The sequence below is a fragment of the Bacillus sp. P4_E1 genome (assembly GCF_056401715.1).
Genome location: NZ_JBFUIV010000005.1, coordinates 85,973 through 103,940 on the forward strand (window position 1 = coordinate 85,973; position 17,968 = coordinate 103,940).

The 17,968-nt window shown below is 33.9% G+C and carries 17 protein-coding genes; 6 read left to right on the forward strand and 11 right to left on the reverse strand.

The window, feature by feature from the left end:
• The first annotated feature begins 135 nt into the window (after positions 1-135).
• The 3 genes from AC1DS7_RS08900 (at position 136) to hmpA (ending at position 3,266) form a co-directional block, all read left to right on the forward strand.
• The gene (locus tag AC1DS7_RS08900; RefSeq protein WP_002126346.1) at positions 136-1,233 is read left to right on the forward strand and encodes a site-2 protease family protein; all 1,098 of its coding nucleotides are present in this window, start codon (positions 136-138) and stop codon (positions 1,231-1,233) included.
• A gap of 114 nt (positions 1,234-1,347) precedes the next feature.
• Positions 1,348-1,866 carry a hypothetical protein gene (locus tag AC1DS7_RS08905; protein WP_061688841.1) on the forward strand — a complete coding sequence of 173 codons (519 nt, stop codon included), beginning with the start codon at positions 1,348-1,350 and terminating at the stop codon, positions 1,864-1,866.
• Between the two features lie 191 nt (positions 1,867-2,057).
• Entirely contained in the window at positions 2,058-3,266 is a 1,209-nt protein-coding gene (hmpA, locus tag AC1DS7_RS08910; protein WP_215588877.1) for an NO-inducible flavohemoprotein, read from the forward strand.
• 29 nt (positions 3,267-3,295) lie between these two features.
• On the opposite strand, the gene AC1DS7_RS08915 is transcribed toward hmpA, so the two are convergent.
• Positions 3,296-3,808 (reverse strand): Crp/Fnr family transcriptional regulator, encoded by a 513-nt coding sequence (locus AC1DS7_RS08915; protein ID WP_002149445.1) that lies wholly within the window; start codon positions 3,806-3,808, stop codon positions 3,296-3,298.
• A gap of 170 nt (positions 3,809-3,978) precedes the next feature.
• Here AC1DS7_RS08915 and AC1DS7_RS08920 point away from each other — a divergent pair, with 170 nt between their 5' ends.
• Positions 3,979-4,206: a hypothetical protein gene (locus AC1DS7_RS08920; RefSeq protein ID WP_000883004.1), complete on the forward strand. Its 228-nt coding sequence runs from the start codon at positions 3,979-3,981 to the stop codon at positions 4,204-4,206.
• A gap of 293 nt (positions 4,207-4,499) precedes the next feature.
• Here AC1DS7_RS08920 and AC1DS7_RS08925 read toward each other — a convergent pair whose 3' ends face one another.
• From AC1DS7_RS08925 to AC1DS7_RS08935, 3 genes are all read right to left on the reverse strand, one after another.
• Entirely contained in the window at positions 4,500-5,300 is an 801-nt protein-coding gene (locus tag AC1DS7_RS08925; RefSeq protein ID WP_002086690.1) for a sulfite exporter TauE/SafE family protein, read from the reverse strand.
• Between the two features lie 117 nt (positions 5,301-5,417).
• Positions 5,418-6,416, reverse strand: a complete 999-nt coding sequence (locus AC1DS7_RS08930; protein WP_002126356.1) for an inorganic phosphate transporter — start codon at positions 6,414-6,416, stop codon at positions 5,418-5,420.
• An 11-nt stretch (positions 6,417-6,427) separates the two neighbouring features.
• Positions 6,428-7,048, reverse strand: coding sequence for a DUF47 domain-containing protein (locus AC1DS7_RS08935; RefSeq protein ID WP_002086688.1), 621 nt, complete (start codon positions 7,046-7,048; stop codon positions 6,428-6,430).
• A gap of 311 nt (positions 7,049-7,359) precedes the next feature.
• Here AC1DS7_RS08935 and AC1DS7_RS08940 point away from each other — a divergent pair, with 311 nt between their 5' ends.
• Positions 7,360-9,399 carry a transglycosylase domain-containing protein gene (locus AC1DS7_RS08940; RefSeq protein ID WP_113770089.1) on the forward strand — a complete coding sequence of 680 codons (2,040 nt, stop codon included), beginning with the start codon at positions 7,360-7,362 and terminating at the stop codon, positions 9,397-9,399.
• A 178-nt stretch (positions 9,400-9,577) separates the two neighbouring features.
• On the opposite strand, the gene AC1DS7_RS08945 is transcribed toward AC1DS7_RS08940, so the two are convergent.
• The 3 genes from AC1DS7_RS08945 to AC1DS7_RS08955 form a co-directional block, all read right to left on the reverse strand.
• Positions 9,578-10,006: a hypothetical protein gene (locus AC1DS7_RS08945; protein WP_002168802.1), complete on the reverse strand. Its 429-nt coding sequence runs from the start codon at positions 10,004-10,006 to the stop codon at positions 9,578-9,580.
• 219 nt (positions 10,007-10,225) lie between these two features.
• Entirely contained in the window at positions 10,226-11,290 is a 1,065-nt protein-coding gene (locus tag AC1DS7_RS08950; protein WP_476998922.1) for a Gly-Xaa-Xaa repeat protein, read from the reverse strand.
• 309 nt (positions 11,291-11,599) lie between these two features.
• Positions 11,600-12,850 (reverse strand): ATP-binding protein, encoded by a 1,251-nt coding sequence (locus AC1DS7_RS08955; RefSeq protein WP_002030719.1) that lies wholly within the window; start codon positions 12,848-12,850, stop codon positions 11,600-11,602.
• Positions 12,851-13,010: 160 nt separating this feature from the next.
• Between AC1DS7_RS08955 and AC1DS7_RS08960 the strand changes: the two genes are divergently transcribed.
• Positions 13,011-13,856 (forward strand): DUF72 domain-containing protein, encoded by an 846-nt coding sequence (locus AC1DS7_RS08960; RefSeq protein WP_033708932.1) that lies wholly within the window; start codon positions 13,011-13,013, stop codon positions 13,854-13,856.
• A gap of 264 nt (positions 13,857-14,120) precedes the next feature.
• Here AC1DS7_RS08960 and AC1DS7_RS08965 read toward each other — a convergent pair whose 3' ends face one another.
• The 4 genes from AC1DS7_RS08965 to deoD all read right to left on the reverse strand — a co-directional run bounded on the left by AC1DS7_RS08965 (position 14,121) and on the right by deoD (position 17,799).
• Positions 14,121-14,315 (reverse strand): DUF3924 family protein, encoded by a 195-nt coding sequence (locus AC1DS7_RS08965; RefSeq protein ID WP_002011737.1) that lies wholly within the window; start codon positions 14,313-14,315, stop codon positions 14,121-14,123.
• A gap of 125 nt (positions 14,316-14,440) precedes the next feature.
• Positions 14,441-14,971, reverse strand: coding sequence for a tyrosine-type recombinase/integrase (locus tag AC1DS7_RS08970; protein WP_000806230.1), 531 nt, complete (start codon positions 14,969-14,971; stop codon positions 14,441-14,443).
• Between the two features lie 107 nt (positions 14,972-15,078).
• Entirely contained in the window at positions 15,079-16,890 is a 1,812-nt protein-coding gene (locus tag AC1DS7_RS08975; protein WP_002141011.1) for a sensor histidine kinase, read from the reverse strand.
• A gap of 201 nt (positions 16,891-17,091) precedes the next feature.
• Complete coding sequence (gene deoD / locus AC1DS7_RS08980) at positions 17,092-17,799, reverse strand: purine-nucleoside phosphorylase (RefSeq protein ID WP_000110704.1); 708 nt, start codon at positions 17,797-17,799, stop codon at positions 17,092-17,094.
• Positions 17,800-17,968: the final 169 nt, after the last annotated feature.

Below are 17,968 nucleotides of genomic sequence, written 5' to 3' on the forward strand. Positions count from 1 at the left end.
TATTTTTATTTTTGGCTAAAAATGGATGGAATAAACATTATTTCTAACAATAGAAAAAAATATGTCATAATAGAGAAAAAGAATAAGTTTTGATGAGTGTATATGGCTCAATAAAGCGAGATAAAGGAGAGGAATATGAAAAATAATAAAAAAGGATTATGGGGAGTTATCGTTGCAATAGGGTTATTTTTACTATCTAAGTTAAAATGGGTATTTGCAATTTTTAAGTTAGCAAAATTTTCAACAGTATTTAGTATGTTTTTATCGCTTGGTGCATACGCAGTCATATATGGTTGGAAGTTTGGGGTAGCACTCGTATATTTATTGTTTGTACATGAGATGGGGCATTTATGGGCAGCGAGAAAGAAAGGGATACCAACATCGCCAGCAATCTTCATACCATTTATGGGAGCTCTTATTGGGATGAAAGAGATGCCGAAAAATGCAAAAGATGAAGCTTACATTGCATATATGGGACCTCTTTTCGGATTGTTGTCATTTTTACCTGCGATTCCACTTTATATAATAACGAAAGAGCCGTTTTGGGCGCTTATTATTTTACTTGGAAGTATGATTAATTTCTTTAACTTAATTCCAGTTTCTCCATTAGATGGTGGACGAATAATTTCAGTTGTAAGCACGAAAATTTGGGGAGCAGGGCTAGTTTTACTACTCGGCTATTCTATTTACTTCAAAAGTATTTTAGGAGGATTTATTTTTATTATCGGCTGTATGGAACTATATAGAGTAATAAAGAGAGATGAGCCGATTAAGGAATTAGGATATAAAATCGATGGAATGAAAGAATATGCTGCTAGGCTTGAAGAGGAATTAAAAGAAACTGGTGCGGTGCATCGAACGATTTATATGATTCACCATGAAATGAACGTATTAAGACAAAGAGAACGTGAAAAAGAATTAAAAACAGGAGAACTTCAAAAGATTGAAGTGCTAGAGTACCTTTTACCAAAATTTGAGCCACTTGATTATGTCCCATATGAAGATGAAAAAGAAATGCATACAATTCATATAAGAGAAGCATTTGAAATGTCAGAAAGAAAATTAAATGAATGGGAAACAGAAAAGGAACAACAAGAAAATTATTATAAAGTCGATACGAAAACGAAATGGACAGTATTTGCTTGTTATATCGGATTAATGGCTATACTCGGTTATACAGCTTATGAAGGTTATGTTGTTTTACAAGAGCATTTACCAAGGAGAAGTTTGTAGAAAAATAGTGTCGAAATGAAAAGGGGGATTTAAACAGGAATTACATTTCTACGAGAGAATGTTACAAGTGTAACAGTACATTGTAATATTCATAGTAGAAAAGGGGTTCTGTATATGAAGAAATTGTTAAGTGTATTGGTAACTATTACTGTGATGGCAATAGCGAGCTATAGTCTTATGAAAGTACTATTATATTATGCGAATAAGTCTGCTGGAGTAAATACAGTAGCACAAATAGAAGAGGTGCAAGAGAAGAAGAAGACACTCGATTTTGTTCGTACGACACATGAAAGTTATAATAATTTCTTGAATTATGGCAAGGCAGAGAAATATACAGATGGGGATTGGAAACATTTTAAACAATGGTTTCAAGAGCAAGAAGCCTCTTTAAAAAATATACATAAAGAAATAAAAAATGAAAAAATAAAACGCGATGTGAATAGAAGTTATGAAATTGTAAAAAAAGGTGTGGAGCTTCAGAATATGGAGTATGTAATCTATGCTCATCGCGTATATCATGACTTGGATATACTTGTAAATAAATATAAAGGTGAGACGAATGTATGGGGGTATACCGAGTTTGGAGATGGGCAGAATATACAAGTAATTGAACAAGCAATACAAACGAAGTAGTAGGCTAGCTAGAATTCTAGTTAGCTTTTTTTTGAGCACTATTAATGATGGCTAATTAAAATTTACTTAATATGTGCATTGTTCATATATTTTTCACAAAAACACCATGTTAATAGTGATTAAAATCACAATATGAATTATACAATTCAGTTAAACTAAAAACAGTTAAGGAAATAGAGGAGTGGGATACAATGTTAAGTGCAAAAACAATTGAAATCGTAAAGTCAACAGTACCGTTATTACAAGAAAAAGGCGTTGAGATTACAACGAGATTTTATCAAATTTTATTTTCGGAACATCCGGAGTTATTGAATATTTTCAACCATACGAACCAGAAAAAAGGAAGACAACAACAAGCATTAGCAAATGCTGTTTATGCAGCTGCAATGTACATTGATAATTTAGAAGCTATTATTCCAGTTGTAAAACAAATCGGTCATAAGCATAGAAGTTTAGGTATTAAAGCAGAGCATTATCCAATAGTAGGTACATGCTTACTACGAGCGATTAAAGAGGTCGCAGGCGCACCTGATGAAGTTTTAAATGCATGGGGAGAAGCGTATGGCGTCATTGCTGATGCATTCATTAGCATTGAAGCGGGTATGTATGAAGAAGCTGCACATAAAGAAGGTGGATGGAAAGATTTCCGCAACTTTGTGATTGTTAAAAAAGTGAAGGAAAGCGACGTTATTACATCATTTTATTTAAAACCTGAAGATGGCGGGAAAGTTTCTTCATTCATCCCAGGACAATATGTAACGATTCAAATAAATATTAAAGGTGAGACATATACACATAATCGTCAATATAGCTTGTCTGATGCTCCAGGAAAAGAATATTATCGTATTAGTGTAAAGGAAGAAAAAGGTGTAGATACACCAGATGGTAAAGTATCTAATTACTTACATGATCATGTAGGGGAAGGAGATGTCTTACCAGTAAGTGCACCAGCGGGAGATTTCGTTTTAAATATGGATTCAACATTACCTGTTGTACTAATTAGTGGTGGGGTAGGTATTACACCGATGATGAGCATGTTAAATACGCTAATTGAACAAGAATCAAAGCGTAATGTATGCTTTGTTCATGCGGCGATAAATAGTAATACACATGCGATGAAAGAGCATGTTGAGACAGTAGAAAAAGAGTATGAACAAGTTAAAGCATATACTTGCTATTCTTCACCGACAGAGCAAGATGTGGAAATGAAGAATTTTGATCAAGAAGGATTCATTGAACGTGAATGGTTACAAACTATTATTCCAACAACTGAAGCAGAATTTTATTTTTGCGGTCCAGTACCATTTATGAAGCATATAAATGCTGCATTAATTGATTTGGGTGTTAAACAAGAGAACATTCATTATGAATTTTTCGGTCCCGCAGCAAGCTTACAATAGATTAATGTTGCCAAGCAAAAAACGAGGTATTATTTTACCTCGTTTTTTGCTTGTTCTCTTAATAAGCGATTAACTGTTTCGCGGCGTACACCTATGAGCTGACCAATTTCAGTTTGTGTTAATATTTCATAAATAGGGATGTCACCTAAATATAAGGTGAACCACTCTTGTAAACGATGAAGGCGCTCTTTAGGAGAGACAGTTGTCAATTGATCGATACGCTGTTGCATCATTCTTAACTTCGATTGTAATTGTATAGCGATATTTTCATATGATGCAGGATTTGCCTGAAGTTTGTCGTACCATTCATTGCTAATTATAGGCTCCACTTCTGTTTTCATTAAAGCGATAGCTGTACCGTGATATTCCTTCGGTGAAATTAAAGAATGGTGAGGTATCGTTTCACCAGGAACGATAATATTAAATAAAAATGGTGTTCCGTCTTCTTCTAACCGAATCACTTTTAATAAACCTGTTTTTATAAAATATAATGGACCGTCCTCACCTTGACGGAATAATACATCTCCCTTATGTAGAATCAATGTTAGCCCCCCATTAAAACATTTCTATTTCTTATATTTTAGCGTATATGTATAAAGACAATATGCTTTTTAAACAGCAATTTCATTGACGAAATGTATGCTATTACAGTAGTATACTATTTAGTGTGTAATAGTACTAGCAATGAATACGCTGTAGGGGGTTTAGTATATTGTTAGATGCGATGAAGATGACGGATATGAGAATTCCGGCGAATGCTATCATTCATGTGGAAGAGATGAAAGGTGGAGTCGTTTTATCCGTTGAAATAGACGGCCAAATTATTTATACGATGGCTTATGATGAAGAAACAGATAGTTATGCTGAATTATATGATCGAAACGATAAGAGGGCGTGCCAGGTACATGAAGACTTTATGGGATGGTCACTTCTTCACTAAAAAGATGTCAATATGACATCTTTTTTTATTGAATCGATAGATTGTACAAAGAAATGAAATATAAGGATAAAATTTGTAATAAATGATTTTGCATTGTTAGCGCTTTGTAACTGTAAGATAACTGTTTTTTCGCTATCATAAAGATAACAGTCATAGCTATAGGAGTGATCAACTTGAAGAAATTACATATTTCAAATTTTATGCTATTAAGTGTTTGTTTAGTTTTATTTGTTCTCCTAGGAGCCTTTTTATATTCATGTGTATAAGAAAAAACGCATTCTAGAAAGAACGCGTTATAAAAATGAAGTAATGATTAATCTAGTTCCAAGAATAATTAATGTGATACGTAATAAATTAATTACTGCATTACCGCTTAATTTTGTGTTAATATAAGCCCCGATTTTTCCGCCAATCCATGCACCAGGAATAAGAATTAATGCATAAGCCCAGCTGACATTTCCTAGAGAGATGTGAGTTAAAGAGCTTACAATTGCTGAGAGAAATACGATAAACATTGAAGTTGCTACAGCAATGTGTGCTGGGAACGCAAAAAGGAGCATCATCGCTGGCACAAGTAAGGCACCACCACCGATTCCAAATAATCCGGATATAAATCCAACTATAAAGGCAATAAAGATAGCGAGAAATGGTGGAAATTGATAGTCTACAGTATTTCCTTCGTTATCTGTAAAAGATCGCTTAATTACAGTCATATTTGATAGGGAAAGAGGTTTCAATTTGTCTCGTAGTATAAGAAGAATGGAGACGAATATAAGAAAAATCCCAAAGTATAGAGAAAATGTATCTTGGTTTAAAAATTTGTTTGCCCATGATCCGATAATACCACCAGGGCCACTCCCGATAAATAAAATAAGTCCACTTTTATAATCTACCCGTTTATGTTTCATATAAGTAAGGGTAGAAGCCAGCCCTGTAAAAACGACTGTTACCATAGAAGTTCCTACTGCGAGTTGTGGTGATAAACTGTGTAATCCAATTAATAACGGAACGATAATAATTCCGCCTCCAAGTCCGACTAGGCTCCCGACTGTCCCGGCGATTAATCCGATGAAAAGTAACATGATGTATTCCAAAATTGCCAACTCCTCTATATAACTTATCCATCAATCATTATACACGCTTTTTAATAAGAAATAGGCTTGTTCACAAAAAAGTCGTCTTCCTAGAAAAATAAGGAAGACGACTTTTGATTAAAAGATTAAGTGTAATAAGTAGTAAAATAATGCAGCTAAAGAAGCTGAAATAGGAAGTGTAATAACCCATGTAATTAACATGCGTTTTGCAGTTCCCCATTTTACACCTTTCACGCGATGTGAAGCACCAACCCCTAAAATAGAAGAAGAGATAACGTGCGTCGTACTAACCGGTAAGTGAATAAATGTTGCGCCGAAAATAACAAGTGATGATGATAAATCGGCAGCTACACCATTTACAGGACGAATTTTCATAATTTGTCCACCGACAGTTTTAATAATTTTCCAACCACCGACAGAAGTACCAAGACCCATTGCGATTGCACAAGATAATTGTACCCAGAAAGGGATATCGCCAGAAGTATGATAGTTATTGGCCATAAGAGCCATCGTAATGATTCCCATTGCTTTTTGTGCATCATTCGTACCGTGCGTATAAGCTTGTAATGCAGCGGTGAAAATCTGGAATATACGGAAGTTCTTGTTCGTTTTCGTTAAGTTAAAGTTTTTAAATACCACTTTAAAAATACTATATACGATGTAACCAATAACAAAAGCGATGATCGGTGAAATGATTAAAGCTTCAAGAATTTTTATAAACCCTTTATAGTTTAATGAGCTAATACCAGCAGCAGCAATTGCTGCACCAGCGATTGCGCCAATGATTGCATGCGAAGAACTACTTGGAATGCCATAGTACCAAGTGATCAAATTCCAGACTATTGCCGCAAGCAAAGCAGCTAAAATTACAAGAGAACCATTTTGCAAAGCAAACGGGTCAACAATATCTTTTGTAATCGTTTTTGCTACACCTGTAAATGTCATCGCACCTAAAAAGTTCATAATAGCTGCCATAACAATTGCATGTCTAGGCTTTAGAGCTTTCGTTGAAACAGCCGTTGCAATAGCGTTTGCTGTATCGTGAAATCCATTGATAAAGTCAAAAGCTAAAGCGCAAATGACTACTAAAACGGTCAGTATCAAGAGTGTATCCATGATCAAACTCCTTACGCGTTCTTCATAATGATTGTTTCTAATACGTTTGCAACGCTTTGACAGCTATCAGCTACTTCTTCAAGCTCTTCGTAAATCTCTTTAAATTGAATAATCTTAATCGGATCTTTCTCACGAGAGAATAAGTGCTTAATCGCATGACGGCGAATATCATCACATTGTGACTCGTAATCCTTAATCTTGATCGCATTTGTACGAATATCGACTAATTTCTTTTTAGAAAGTAGTTCAACAGAATTTGCAATCTCAATCGCACATTGATTAATTGCTTCAACGAATTTAATCATGTATTCATCAGCTTCTGTAATAGAATACATTTCGAATAGACTAGCACTGTGATCTAATCCGTCTAATACATCATCCATACTCATTGCAAGTTGTAGGATGTCTTCACGTTCAATAGGAGTAATAAACGCTTTGTTTAGCTCCATAATGATTTCGTGAATGAATGAGTCACCTTTTGACTCATACTCTTTCATGCGCATAGAAAACTCTTTTAAATCGCTAGCATTTTTAATTTTATACTCCACGAAAAACTGCGCGCCTTCTTTTAAATTTTCGGAAACGTTCATAAGCATTTCAGAAAATTTATCTTTTTTTGATTTAAAGACCATTATTGTTACCCCCACAAAAGTAATATATGTAAAATATATTGGCTAATCAATTCTAACAAAAAACTGTCGTTTTTTAAAACATTTTATCGAAAAGTTTACAAAAACTTAACATAACTCTCATTGTTGTATTAATAATATTAATACTCAACAATGAATATCTTACTTGTAGAATGTCCTTTTCTTGCAAAAAGTATGAATGTGAAAGAAAAGCTTTACACTATAGGAACGACTACGTTATTATAATAAATTTAAAAGGAGGTATATTCTTCCTTTTAAAAAGAAGAGTGTAAACAAATGAAGGAAGTGAACCAATGAAATTGAAGAACACTCACTTTAAAAAAACGCTTGAGTGGTTCAATAAGAGGAAGAAACTACGCAATTCATTAATTGTATTGGGAAGTTTACTTGCTACTCTATTTATTGTTGTAAATATAATAATTTCCATTCAAGATATATCTGAATTAAAACAAGCTGTTCCACAACCGACTTTAATTTATGATGCAAATAATGAAGTTGCGACTAAATTAGCTTCTTCTAAAACAGAAGGGGTCAAAAGGAAAGATATTCCTGATATTATGGTTCAAGCAATTGTTGCAGTAGAAGATAAGGAATTTTTTAGTCATCATGGTATTTACTATAGTGGAATTATAAGTGCTGTATTTAAGAACATTACAGCTGGTGAAGTTGTGGCAGGTGGTAGTACAATTACACAACAACTTGCGAAAAATGTATTTTTAACGCAAGACCGTACATTCTCTCGTAAAATAAAGGAATACTTTCTAACGAAAAAAATAGAACGTACTTATACGAAAGATGAAATTGTTGAAATGTATATGAATCAAATTTATTTTGGTGAAGGTGCTTGGGGGATAAAAAGAGCAGCTAAATCTTATTTTGATAAAGAAGTAAAAGACTTAACGATTTCAGAAGCTGCAACGATTGCAGGATTAATTAAAGCGCCATCTGCGTATTCGCCGTATAAAAACTTTAATAAATCAATTGAAAGACGTAATGTCGTATTAGGTTTAATGAAGGAGCAAGGATATATTTCTGAAGAACAATTTAACCAGGAGAAAGAATCAGGTCTTGTATTACGACGTGGTGTTGACGATAAATATAAGGGAAAATATTCTCAATACGTAGATTATATTGTTAGAGAAGCGATGGACAAGTATGAATTAACACAAAATGAAATTTTAGCAGGTGGCTATCGTATTTATACGGAACTTGACTCGAAAAAACAACAAGCGGTTGAAGATGTTGTGAATAATGATAGTTATTTTAAAGATAGTGGCTCAGATCAGCTTATGCAAACTGGAGTGGTCCTTATGAATCCAAAAACTGGCGGTGTTCCGGCTTTAGTTGGAGGCAGAGGTCCTTATCAATTTTTACAGTTTAATCATGCAACACAATTAAAAAGACAGCCAGGTTCAACGTTAAAGCCTCTTGCAGTGTATGTACCAGCGTTAGAACAAGGATATGAAGTATACGATGTCTTAAAAGATGAACCGTTTAATATTAAAGAATATGCACCACAAAATAGTGATCATACGTTCCATGGTAATGTGACGATGTATGAAGCGGTGGCAAAGTCATATAATGTTTCAGCAGTTTGGCTATTAGAGAAAATTGGATTAGATAAAGGATTGAAATCTTTAGAGCGGTTTGGTATTCCATTAGAGCCTGAAGACCATACGTATCCGATTGCTTTAGGAGGTATGCATGTAGGGACTTCACCATTTGTAATGGCTCAAGCGTATAGCGCACTTGCAAATGATGGTGTCCAAGTAGAAGCTCATGCCATTAGAGAAATCCAAAATGCTGAAGGGGAAACAATTGGAAAATGGTATAAGAAAGAAACTCGTGTGACGAACGAGAAAGTTGCCCAAAAGATGACATACTTATTAAAAGGTGTTATTGAAAGGGGAACAGGTGAAAAAGCGAAAGTTAATAATATCGATACCGCAGGCAAGACAGGGACTACCCAGCTTGTAAATGGACCAAGCACTGGTGCGAAGGATTCGTGGTTTGTTGGATACACACCGGATTTAGTAGGTGCGATTTGGGTAGGGTATGATAAAACGGATAGTGAGCATTATGTGCCAGGAGGCAGCCAAATTACAACGACAATGTTCCGGGATATTATGAAGAAAGCGAATGGAAATCCAACTCAAAAGGCATTTCAGTTATCACTAATACCTGAGGCGGATTATACAAAACAATTAAAAACGATTGAGGAAGAAAAACGAAGGAAAGAAGAAGAGAAAAAACGAAAAGAAGAGGAACAACAAAGAAAAGAACAGCAAAATGAATGGATAGATAAAGTGAAAGAGTGGATTCCATTTTGGTAAAAAAAGAGGCGAATAACGAGTTCGCCTCTTTTTTATGAGAAATGAGCGGTTTTATCTCGGTTCAAAATGTGGCAACAGAAAAGAAGTTAGGTGAGAATCGAGCTGCCTATAAAAATTTGATGGGTTTAACTTAATAATCCGTGGGGATGGGAAAAGCGCCACGGATTAAAGCTTCAGCTTATTTATTTAGCGTAACATTGGTCCTACCGAAGGATTGAGAATCATACGTGACGGTTATTATTCCTTTACTAATGGGTTCATATGGCAATTCCTCTTCGAAATTTCCAGTATTTTCATTATGGATAGAGAGTGTTATTTCATCAACGTCTTTATTTTTATATTGATCTTTAATCGTTTCAGCGATTTGAAGTAGGTTTTCATAACTAGAAGCTTCTGTAATAAGCATTCCTTTTATAACTTTTTTTTCATTTTGTGTGGAAGAGGAATACGGGATGTTGTTTTGTTTTGTATACAGAAGTTCGTATGGAATTGTTTTTCTTTCTGCTTTTGAAACATTTGAATAGTTTAGAGTTAAAAGAAACCCTATACATAAAATTATGCATACCATAAGAACAAACCAAAAACGTGTCAGTGATATAATTCGCATTGTCATCCCTCTTTCATGTCTTTGTCTTCACTATTCATCATACAAAAAGAGGATTAAGCTAGAGTAAATTTGAAGTAAAGAAACGTAAAGAAGGAGCACTTATCCTCCAAAATAAGTGCTCCTTTTTATTAAAAGAAAGATTTAACATACAATCAAAATAATACAAATTACTATAAATCAAACATTCTTGGTCGTTCAAAAATAAAATGAAAACTAAAATTAGTAAATTCGGAAGACTGATAGTGTAGCTGTTGTGTCACCAGTGTTAGGGATGGAAATAGTATTTACTGTAGGTTGTACAGAGATTGTTGTACCAGCTGTTAAAGTAACAATTGTGGAGAAAGAAACCGCACTACCGATAACGTTAGTTGAAAAATTACGAGTAGGTGGTTGACCGTTGAATGAAATACCGAATCCAAATGGTGAAGAACCCGGGAAGGTTGTAGATGCTGAGAAACTAATATCGTATACTCCTGTTTCTAAAATAGTTAAAGTATCTGAAGTGTCATTAAAAATGAGATTATTTAGTTCGAAAACTTGATTAAATTGGATATTCGTTCCAGGTGATATAGTTTGTGGATTAGAATTTCCTATTGCTGCTATAGTTACAGGGAGTGGTTTGCCCGATGGTCCAGTARCSCCACGAAGTCCTTGAGGTCCAGTAGCGCCGGTAGCGCCAGTAACGCCACGAAGTCCTTGAGGTCCAGTAGCGCCGGTAGCRCCAGTARCSCCACGAAGTCCTTGAGGTCCAGTAGCGCCGGTAGCGCCAGTARCSCCACGAAGTCCTTGAGGTCCAGTAGCGCCGGTAGCRCCAGTAGCACCTCCACCAAGGCAACCAGAGCCATATTTAACTAAAATGGTTTGGATTTCTATAATCAGCTTAATAAGTTTGTCTATAGTACAGCAATTAACTTTAAATAACTTAGCGATATACAGTAAAAAATTAAGCAGGCTTTGCAGTTCAACGTATAATGCTCCGCACGAGAAAGGTTTTGTTTTTAGAATAGTTAATAGGTGAGTAATAATAGAAGTTCCGATTTTTTCTTGTGCAGGTGATAAGTCTAAACATTTGAGGGATTTTTGTAGATTATCTAGGGTAGCTATAAGTTTATCAATATTACTTTGAGAAGGATTTTGGAATATATCTTTAATATTTTGTCCAAGAGCTTGAAGGATTTTAATAAATTCTTTAAGTTCAGATTTAGAGATGTTAATAAAACTACAAGCCCGGACTTCGCAACAATCGTTACCGAAGAATACTTTCCCTCTATTTTTATTGTTCATCTTTTCATTCCTTTCTTTTATAGAATAAATAGTCTCAATATAATAAAATGAAAATAAAACTAAATTCGTGATGGACAAACTACTATTTCAAAAAAAATAAGGGTTTTACCTACTTAGTAAGGGGAATTAAAGAGATTGAAAGATTTCTATCTAGCAAAAGGCTGATTAGTTAGGGTTAATAAGCAGTAGGAGATGCAAAAAACGCTGATTAAAGTTTCATTTTGTATAGTTTTTTAGGAAAATGATGAGTTAAACAAAAACAGTGGGGGCAGTTAAAAACTGCCCCCACTGTTTTTGTTTATCGACACTTTAACTATCTCTTTTGGGCAACGATGGGATAGATATTGTAAAAGTTGTCCCACTGTGATTACTAGTAACTTTTAATGTACCGTTATGATTTTGAATAATTTTCTTCGTTACTGACAAGCCCAGTCCTGTTCCTGAATCTTTTGTTGAGAAGAATGGATCAAAGATATATTCTTGAATAGCTGGAGGAACCCCAGTTCCGTTATCTGTGAAAGTAATCCGAACAAAGTTATCTAGGCGATAACTAGAGATTTGAATGGAAAGAGGTCTTTCGCCTCGAGCATCGATAGCATTTTGAAATAAATTTAAAAAAACTTGCACAAGTTCATGACGATCGATATTGACAAGTACACCATCTAATTCCGTAGAAAATTCATAGTCAATAGAAATATTGTGTAAAAAAACTTCACTAGCAAGTAGTTGTTGAATATATTCGCGTAAAAACGTATTGATGGGAAAAGGTTCTCTAGTAAATTCACGTGTTTTTGAAATGGCTAAAAATTTTGTGATAATACTATTTGCACGATCTAGTTCAGGAATGAGTAGACTTTTAAACAATTCTTTATTGGATGGAGAAACGTTATCTTGTAGAAATTGCAAGTATCCACGTACCGTTGTAAGGGGATTTCGTACTTCATGAGCAATCCCAGCTGCGATTCGTCCTGCTAATGAAAATTTTTCTGCATCACGTTCTGTGTTTAAATAATGGAAGACACTAATAACTCTAAAAATCTCTCCGTTATAATCCCGAATAATTCGATTGTTTAAAATACCATAGTTTTTGTCTAACACTTCTTCATTATATATTTCTGTTCCTGTTCTTAATGTTTCAATCGCTTTAATTTGTTCTTCTGGCAAGTTTAGTAATTGTTGAATTGGCTTTCCAATTATATCATTTCGTACTACACCAAAATCATCTGCTGCAGCTTGATTACATAAAGTTATATTTCCTTTACTATCAACAAAGGTGACATGATGTGAAAAAGCATCAAAAATATGAACAAAGTATGTTTCAAGTTGTTCAAATAAAAATAATGAATCGCAAGTAAGTTGAAAATCAGCCTTTTTATTCTCTTTTTGTATGTTTTGAATGGAGTGAGTCGTTCTCGTTTTCTTTATTTGTAAACCAATATGTGGATTTTTGTATGTGAAATGATGTGGTAATTGATTCACAAGCTCTTCATATAACCGCACTTTATTTTCTAGTTCTTCTATTCGTTTTTCATGAGATACAATATCATCGTTTGGAAGCATAAATAAATAACCCCTCAATTTAAAAATTTTTCCATTTAGTATATCATATTTTTATACGGATACTCTTAAAGAAGGGGCTACTTAATGAAATTGATTAGCTGAAATGTCCGGGAAGTGAGTAGAATGGATAGAAGGTGAAGTTAAAAAGGGAGGGATATATTTGCTTTTCATTGGAGTGACAGGGTGGGGAGATCATGATTCTTTATATATAAATCCCTATGAAAATAGAAATAAATTGCGAACTTATAGTGAACATTTTCCCATTGTGGAAGTAGATAGTTCATTTTATGCGATACAACCTGCGCGGAATTATACAAAATGGGCGATGGAAACGCCGAAAGATTTTTCTTTTATAGTAAAAGCCTATCAAGGAATGACAGGACATATGAAAGGGGAAATCCCTTTTTCTACGTTCGATGAGATGTTTGATGTGTATAAACAATCCATTCTTCCTTTAATAGAAACAAATAAATTAAAAATGATTTTATTTCAATATCCACCATGGTTTGATTGTAAAGTGAAAAATGTAGATTTACTTCGATACACGAAAGAAAAAATGGAAGATTTACCATGTGCAATAGAATTTCGAAATCAAACATGGTTTTATCCAGAAATGAGAGATAAGACGTTACAGTTTTTAGAAAAAGAAAACTGGATTCATACAATTTGCGATGAGCCTCAGGCTGGAATAGGATCAGTACCGCTTATATTAGATGCAACAAACTCGGACATGGCGTTAATACGTTTTCATGGCCGAAATGTTCATGGTTGGCTGGATAAAGGAGAAAATTGGAGATCGGTTCGCTGTTTATATCGTTATAATAGTAAAGAATTGGCGGAATGGGTAGAACGATTAGAGCGATTGAAAAAGAAGACGAAGGATATATTTGTATTGTTTAATAATAATTCGGGTGGAGATGCAGCGGATAATGCGAAACAGCTTATGAAAATGATGAACATTACATACGGTGAGCCGAAGCCTGAGCAATTAAATTTGTTTGAATGATGATAAACAAGAAAGGCACTGTACAAACAGGGGGAATGTACAGTGCCTTTCTATATGAAAAAGAGGGGTAACAATGTTACTGAGCGTTTGGTTGATTCATCAATTGTTGGCTTCATAATAAATGATAATGGTTATCATTATCATTGTCAATGGTTTTTCGGAAAATAAGTAAAAAAATTTTTATCCCGCTATTTGCGGCAGTAAAACCCCCACTGATTAAAGTTTCATTTTATATTTTAAATAGTAATAAAAAAAGAACAGCAATTACTGCTGTTCTTTTCCATTGATGATTTGTTGTAAATCAAAAGGAGTTATCGCTTGGATAAATTCCTTTGAGATAAGTGTTTGAACGAGAGTGCTTTCAGAAATTGTAGCACCTGTTTTCTTTTCATAAGATTTCTTTAATAAATCAAGTTTTTCAGCCGTTTCTTTCGGTAATTCAATTGTTAATGTGTTCATAATTTCTCCCCCTTACTATTAGAGTACCACTACAGTATAGGAGAGACAAGACAAGAAAAGAGAATATGAAACATAAAAAAGGTTACCAAATTTACAAATGGTAACCTTTTTATGTATAAGAGTTATTAAGCAATACCGATATACTTTAAAGTTTTGGATGGAGTACTGTGATCAAAGAAGTGTTGTAAAAATGCAATATCAACACCTGATTTGTATGCACAATAGCCCCAAGTTTTTCGAAGTGTATGTGAGCTAATCCCTTCTAATCCAACTTCTTTTGCAGCTTTGTTTAAAATGTACCATGCATGTTGTCTCGTAATAGACTTTGTTCCTTTTTGAGACTTTAATAATGGTTCATTACGTTTCCAAGTTTTACGTTCTTTCATGTAGTCTTCGATTGCGTGCTGTAAGTCTTCATTTACAGCAAACCATTTATGTTTCTTTACTTTTTCATTGTAAAATAAAATGGAATGGCGAACATTTTCGTCTTCATCGATTACATCACTAACTTTTAATTGTAAGATTTCACTTACTTTTAAGCCAGAATTTACAGCTAATACGAATAATAAGCCATCACGTTTCGAAGATTGTAAAAGTATATTTTTGATAGTTTCTAATTGTTTTTCATTTTGAATAGGTTGTCCTGCTTGTTTCATTTCACGCACTCTCCTCTTTTATATGTGTAAAGGAAAGGATTAACTTGTTTCTTACTATAAAGGGAGAGTGTGAATTTCATGTGAACTCCTAGTGAAATTAAGACAAATTATTTGACTTCTTTTACTTTTTGTAAATTAAAATAAAATACAACGCTATTAGTGGTATTATACACGCCGTATTCAGCGTGATGGAGATCTAAAATGTTTTTCACAATGGATAACCCAAGGCCAGTACCTCCAGTATGACGGCTACGAGAAGCGTCTAAACGGTAGAAGCGATCCCAAATTTTTTCAAGGCTTTCTTCTGGAATAGGATTACCTGTGTTTTCAATTTTGATTTTCACTGTATCTTCCGTTTCTATAATAGAGACGTGTATTTTTTCACCATCTGGAGTATATCGAATTGCATTGCTAAGTAAGTTTACAACGACTTGCTCAATACGGCTACGATTTGCTTTAACAAATAGAGAAGAGTCAGCATGGATGTCCACTTGTAAATGTTTTTCCTCCATGCTAAATAATAATTTTGTATAGACTTGTTGAATTAATTCACCGATCGAGAATGTCGACATTTCTAGTTTGTACGTACCTGATTCTAGTTTTGCTAATTCTAACATTTCAACAATGAGCCTGTTCATATTATCTGTCTCTTCCAAAATAACATTTGTATAATATGTCGTATCTTTACTTACGCCATCTTGAATACCTTCAGCGAAGCTACGAATAACACTAAGTGGTGTTTTTAATTCATGAGATACACCAGAAATGAATTCTTTTCTCGTTTTTTCCAATTGACGTTCGCGTTCAATATCTTGTTGTAATTTTGTATTAGCAACATTTAATCGGTCGATTCGATCTTTTAAATTTACAGAGAGTGTATTAATACCACTTGATAACCCGCCAATTTCATCGTCTGCTGTAACAGGTAACTTCTCGCTAAAATCAAAGTTGGCCATTTTTTTTGTAACACGATTTATCTTAATTAATGGTTTAACAATGATTTTTGAGTAGTAGAAGGATAACAAAATAATAACGAGAAACACGATAATTAAGGCATAGACATAATAATCTTTTAAAACGAGCATCGCTTCATTCACAGGTTGTAAAGATGCTATCACAAAAGCGTACTCCTTAGTTTTTCCGTTTTCCATAATAGGCTTTACAAAGACACTGTTTTTTATATTTTCCCCACTATCTAAAATATACGTGTTTAATTGATTTGAATTAGAAGTACCTTGTCTAATAGTGCTTGCAAAATATTCAACAGCTTGTAATGTTTCAAAATCATTTGCAAGGCGAACCTCAGATTTGGAAGGGATATGTAATTTAGATATCACACCGGTAAAACTGATCTGAGACGTAGTTTTATATCGATTTGTGAGTCTATTTTTAGAGGGGTTACCACTAATTGTTTGAAAATCCGAATTGACATTTTCATTTCGCCATCGATTATAATTAGTCGTCAGTTCTAGTGGCGTTATTATATTATCTTGTAAAAATCCCTCTACGTGAATCATGCCCTCTTTTTTTAAGCCTAAATTTTCGAATTTATTATATTCTTCGGGTGTTAAAAGATTATTAAGTGGGATGGAATAGGTTTTATTGTTATTAGGGTTAATTACCTCAATGTAGTAATTGTTTTCACTTTTAATAATGCCGTTAGAATCTAAAAATTGCATTTCAGCATTCGTTTTATCGTGAAATTCTTGTTTTAGCTTTCTGATTTCCTCAAAACTTTTGTCGCTTTTTTCATAATTATCTACGAATTTTTCAAAAGCCGTTTGAACGGTTTTTACTTTTTTATTAATATAAAACTTCTCTAAAAATAGAGATTGTCCAAGGAAAAAAAGGAGAAATATGATTGTAAATAAAGTTGATGTTAATAAAAATAGTTTAAAGACGATGCTTCTGTTCTTCACTGTTTCACCTCGTATGAAAAATACTGTAATATAAATGATTTCTTAATTATAACAAAGGTTACAAAAAAGTAGAGGGGATAAATCTGTCTCTCTCTAAAGTAGTTTTTTATAGAAAGTCACATAAAGAGAAGGTGCAGTGACTATAGAAGTATTTTAGCATAAAAAAGAACTCGCCAGACGTATGACGAGTTCTTTAGTGTACTATTGCTGAATTGCTGCATCTAAAGCGATTTCAATCATTTCGTTAAATGTAGTTTGACGCTCTTCAGATGTAGTTTCTTCACCAGTGAAGATATGGTCGCTTACTGTTAATACAGATAATGCATTTACACCATATTTAGCTGCTAATGTGTAAAGAGCAGTCGTTTCCATCTCTACTGCTAATACACCGTAATCTGCAAGTTTTTTAACCATGTCCATGCTCTCACGATAAAATACATCTGCTGTTAATACGTTACCAACACGAACGTGTAATCCTTTTTCTGTTCCAGCATCGTAGGCTTTCTTTAAAAGATCAAAGTTTGCAGCAGGAGCAAAATCAAAACCCGGGAATGTTAAGCGATTCATATTAGAATCTGTACAAGCCGTCATCGCAATAATAACGTCACGTACCTTAACATCTTTTTGAATTGCACCACATGTCCCAACACGAATTAAATTTTTCACTCCGTAGCTTTGAATTAATTCGTTTACATAAATAGAAATAGAAGGAACACCCATGCCTGTACCTTGAACAGATACACGCTTTCCTTTGTAAGTTCCAGTGAAACCTAACATGCCACGCACGTTATTATAACAAGTAACATCCTCTAAAAATGTTTCAGCAATATATTTTGCACGTAATGGATCACCAGGTAATAGAATAGATTCAGCAATTTCGCCTTGTTTTGCTTCAATATGTACACTCATGAAAAATCCTCCTTATAATGTATTGATAGAAATCAATATCATTTGCATTATACACTACGACTCCTTTCAATTAAAATCTTTTTTATTTGTAATATGTGCAAAAGAGGAGGATTTCATAAATCATAATCTAGAATATATATTTAAGAGGTTTTGCATGGATAAAGAAAAT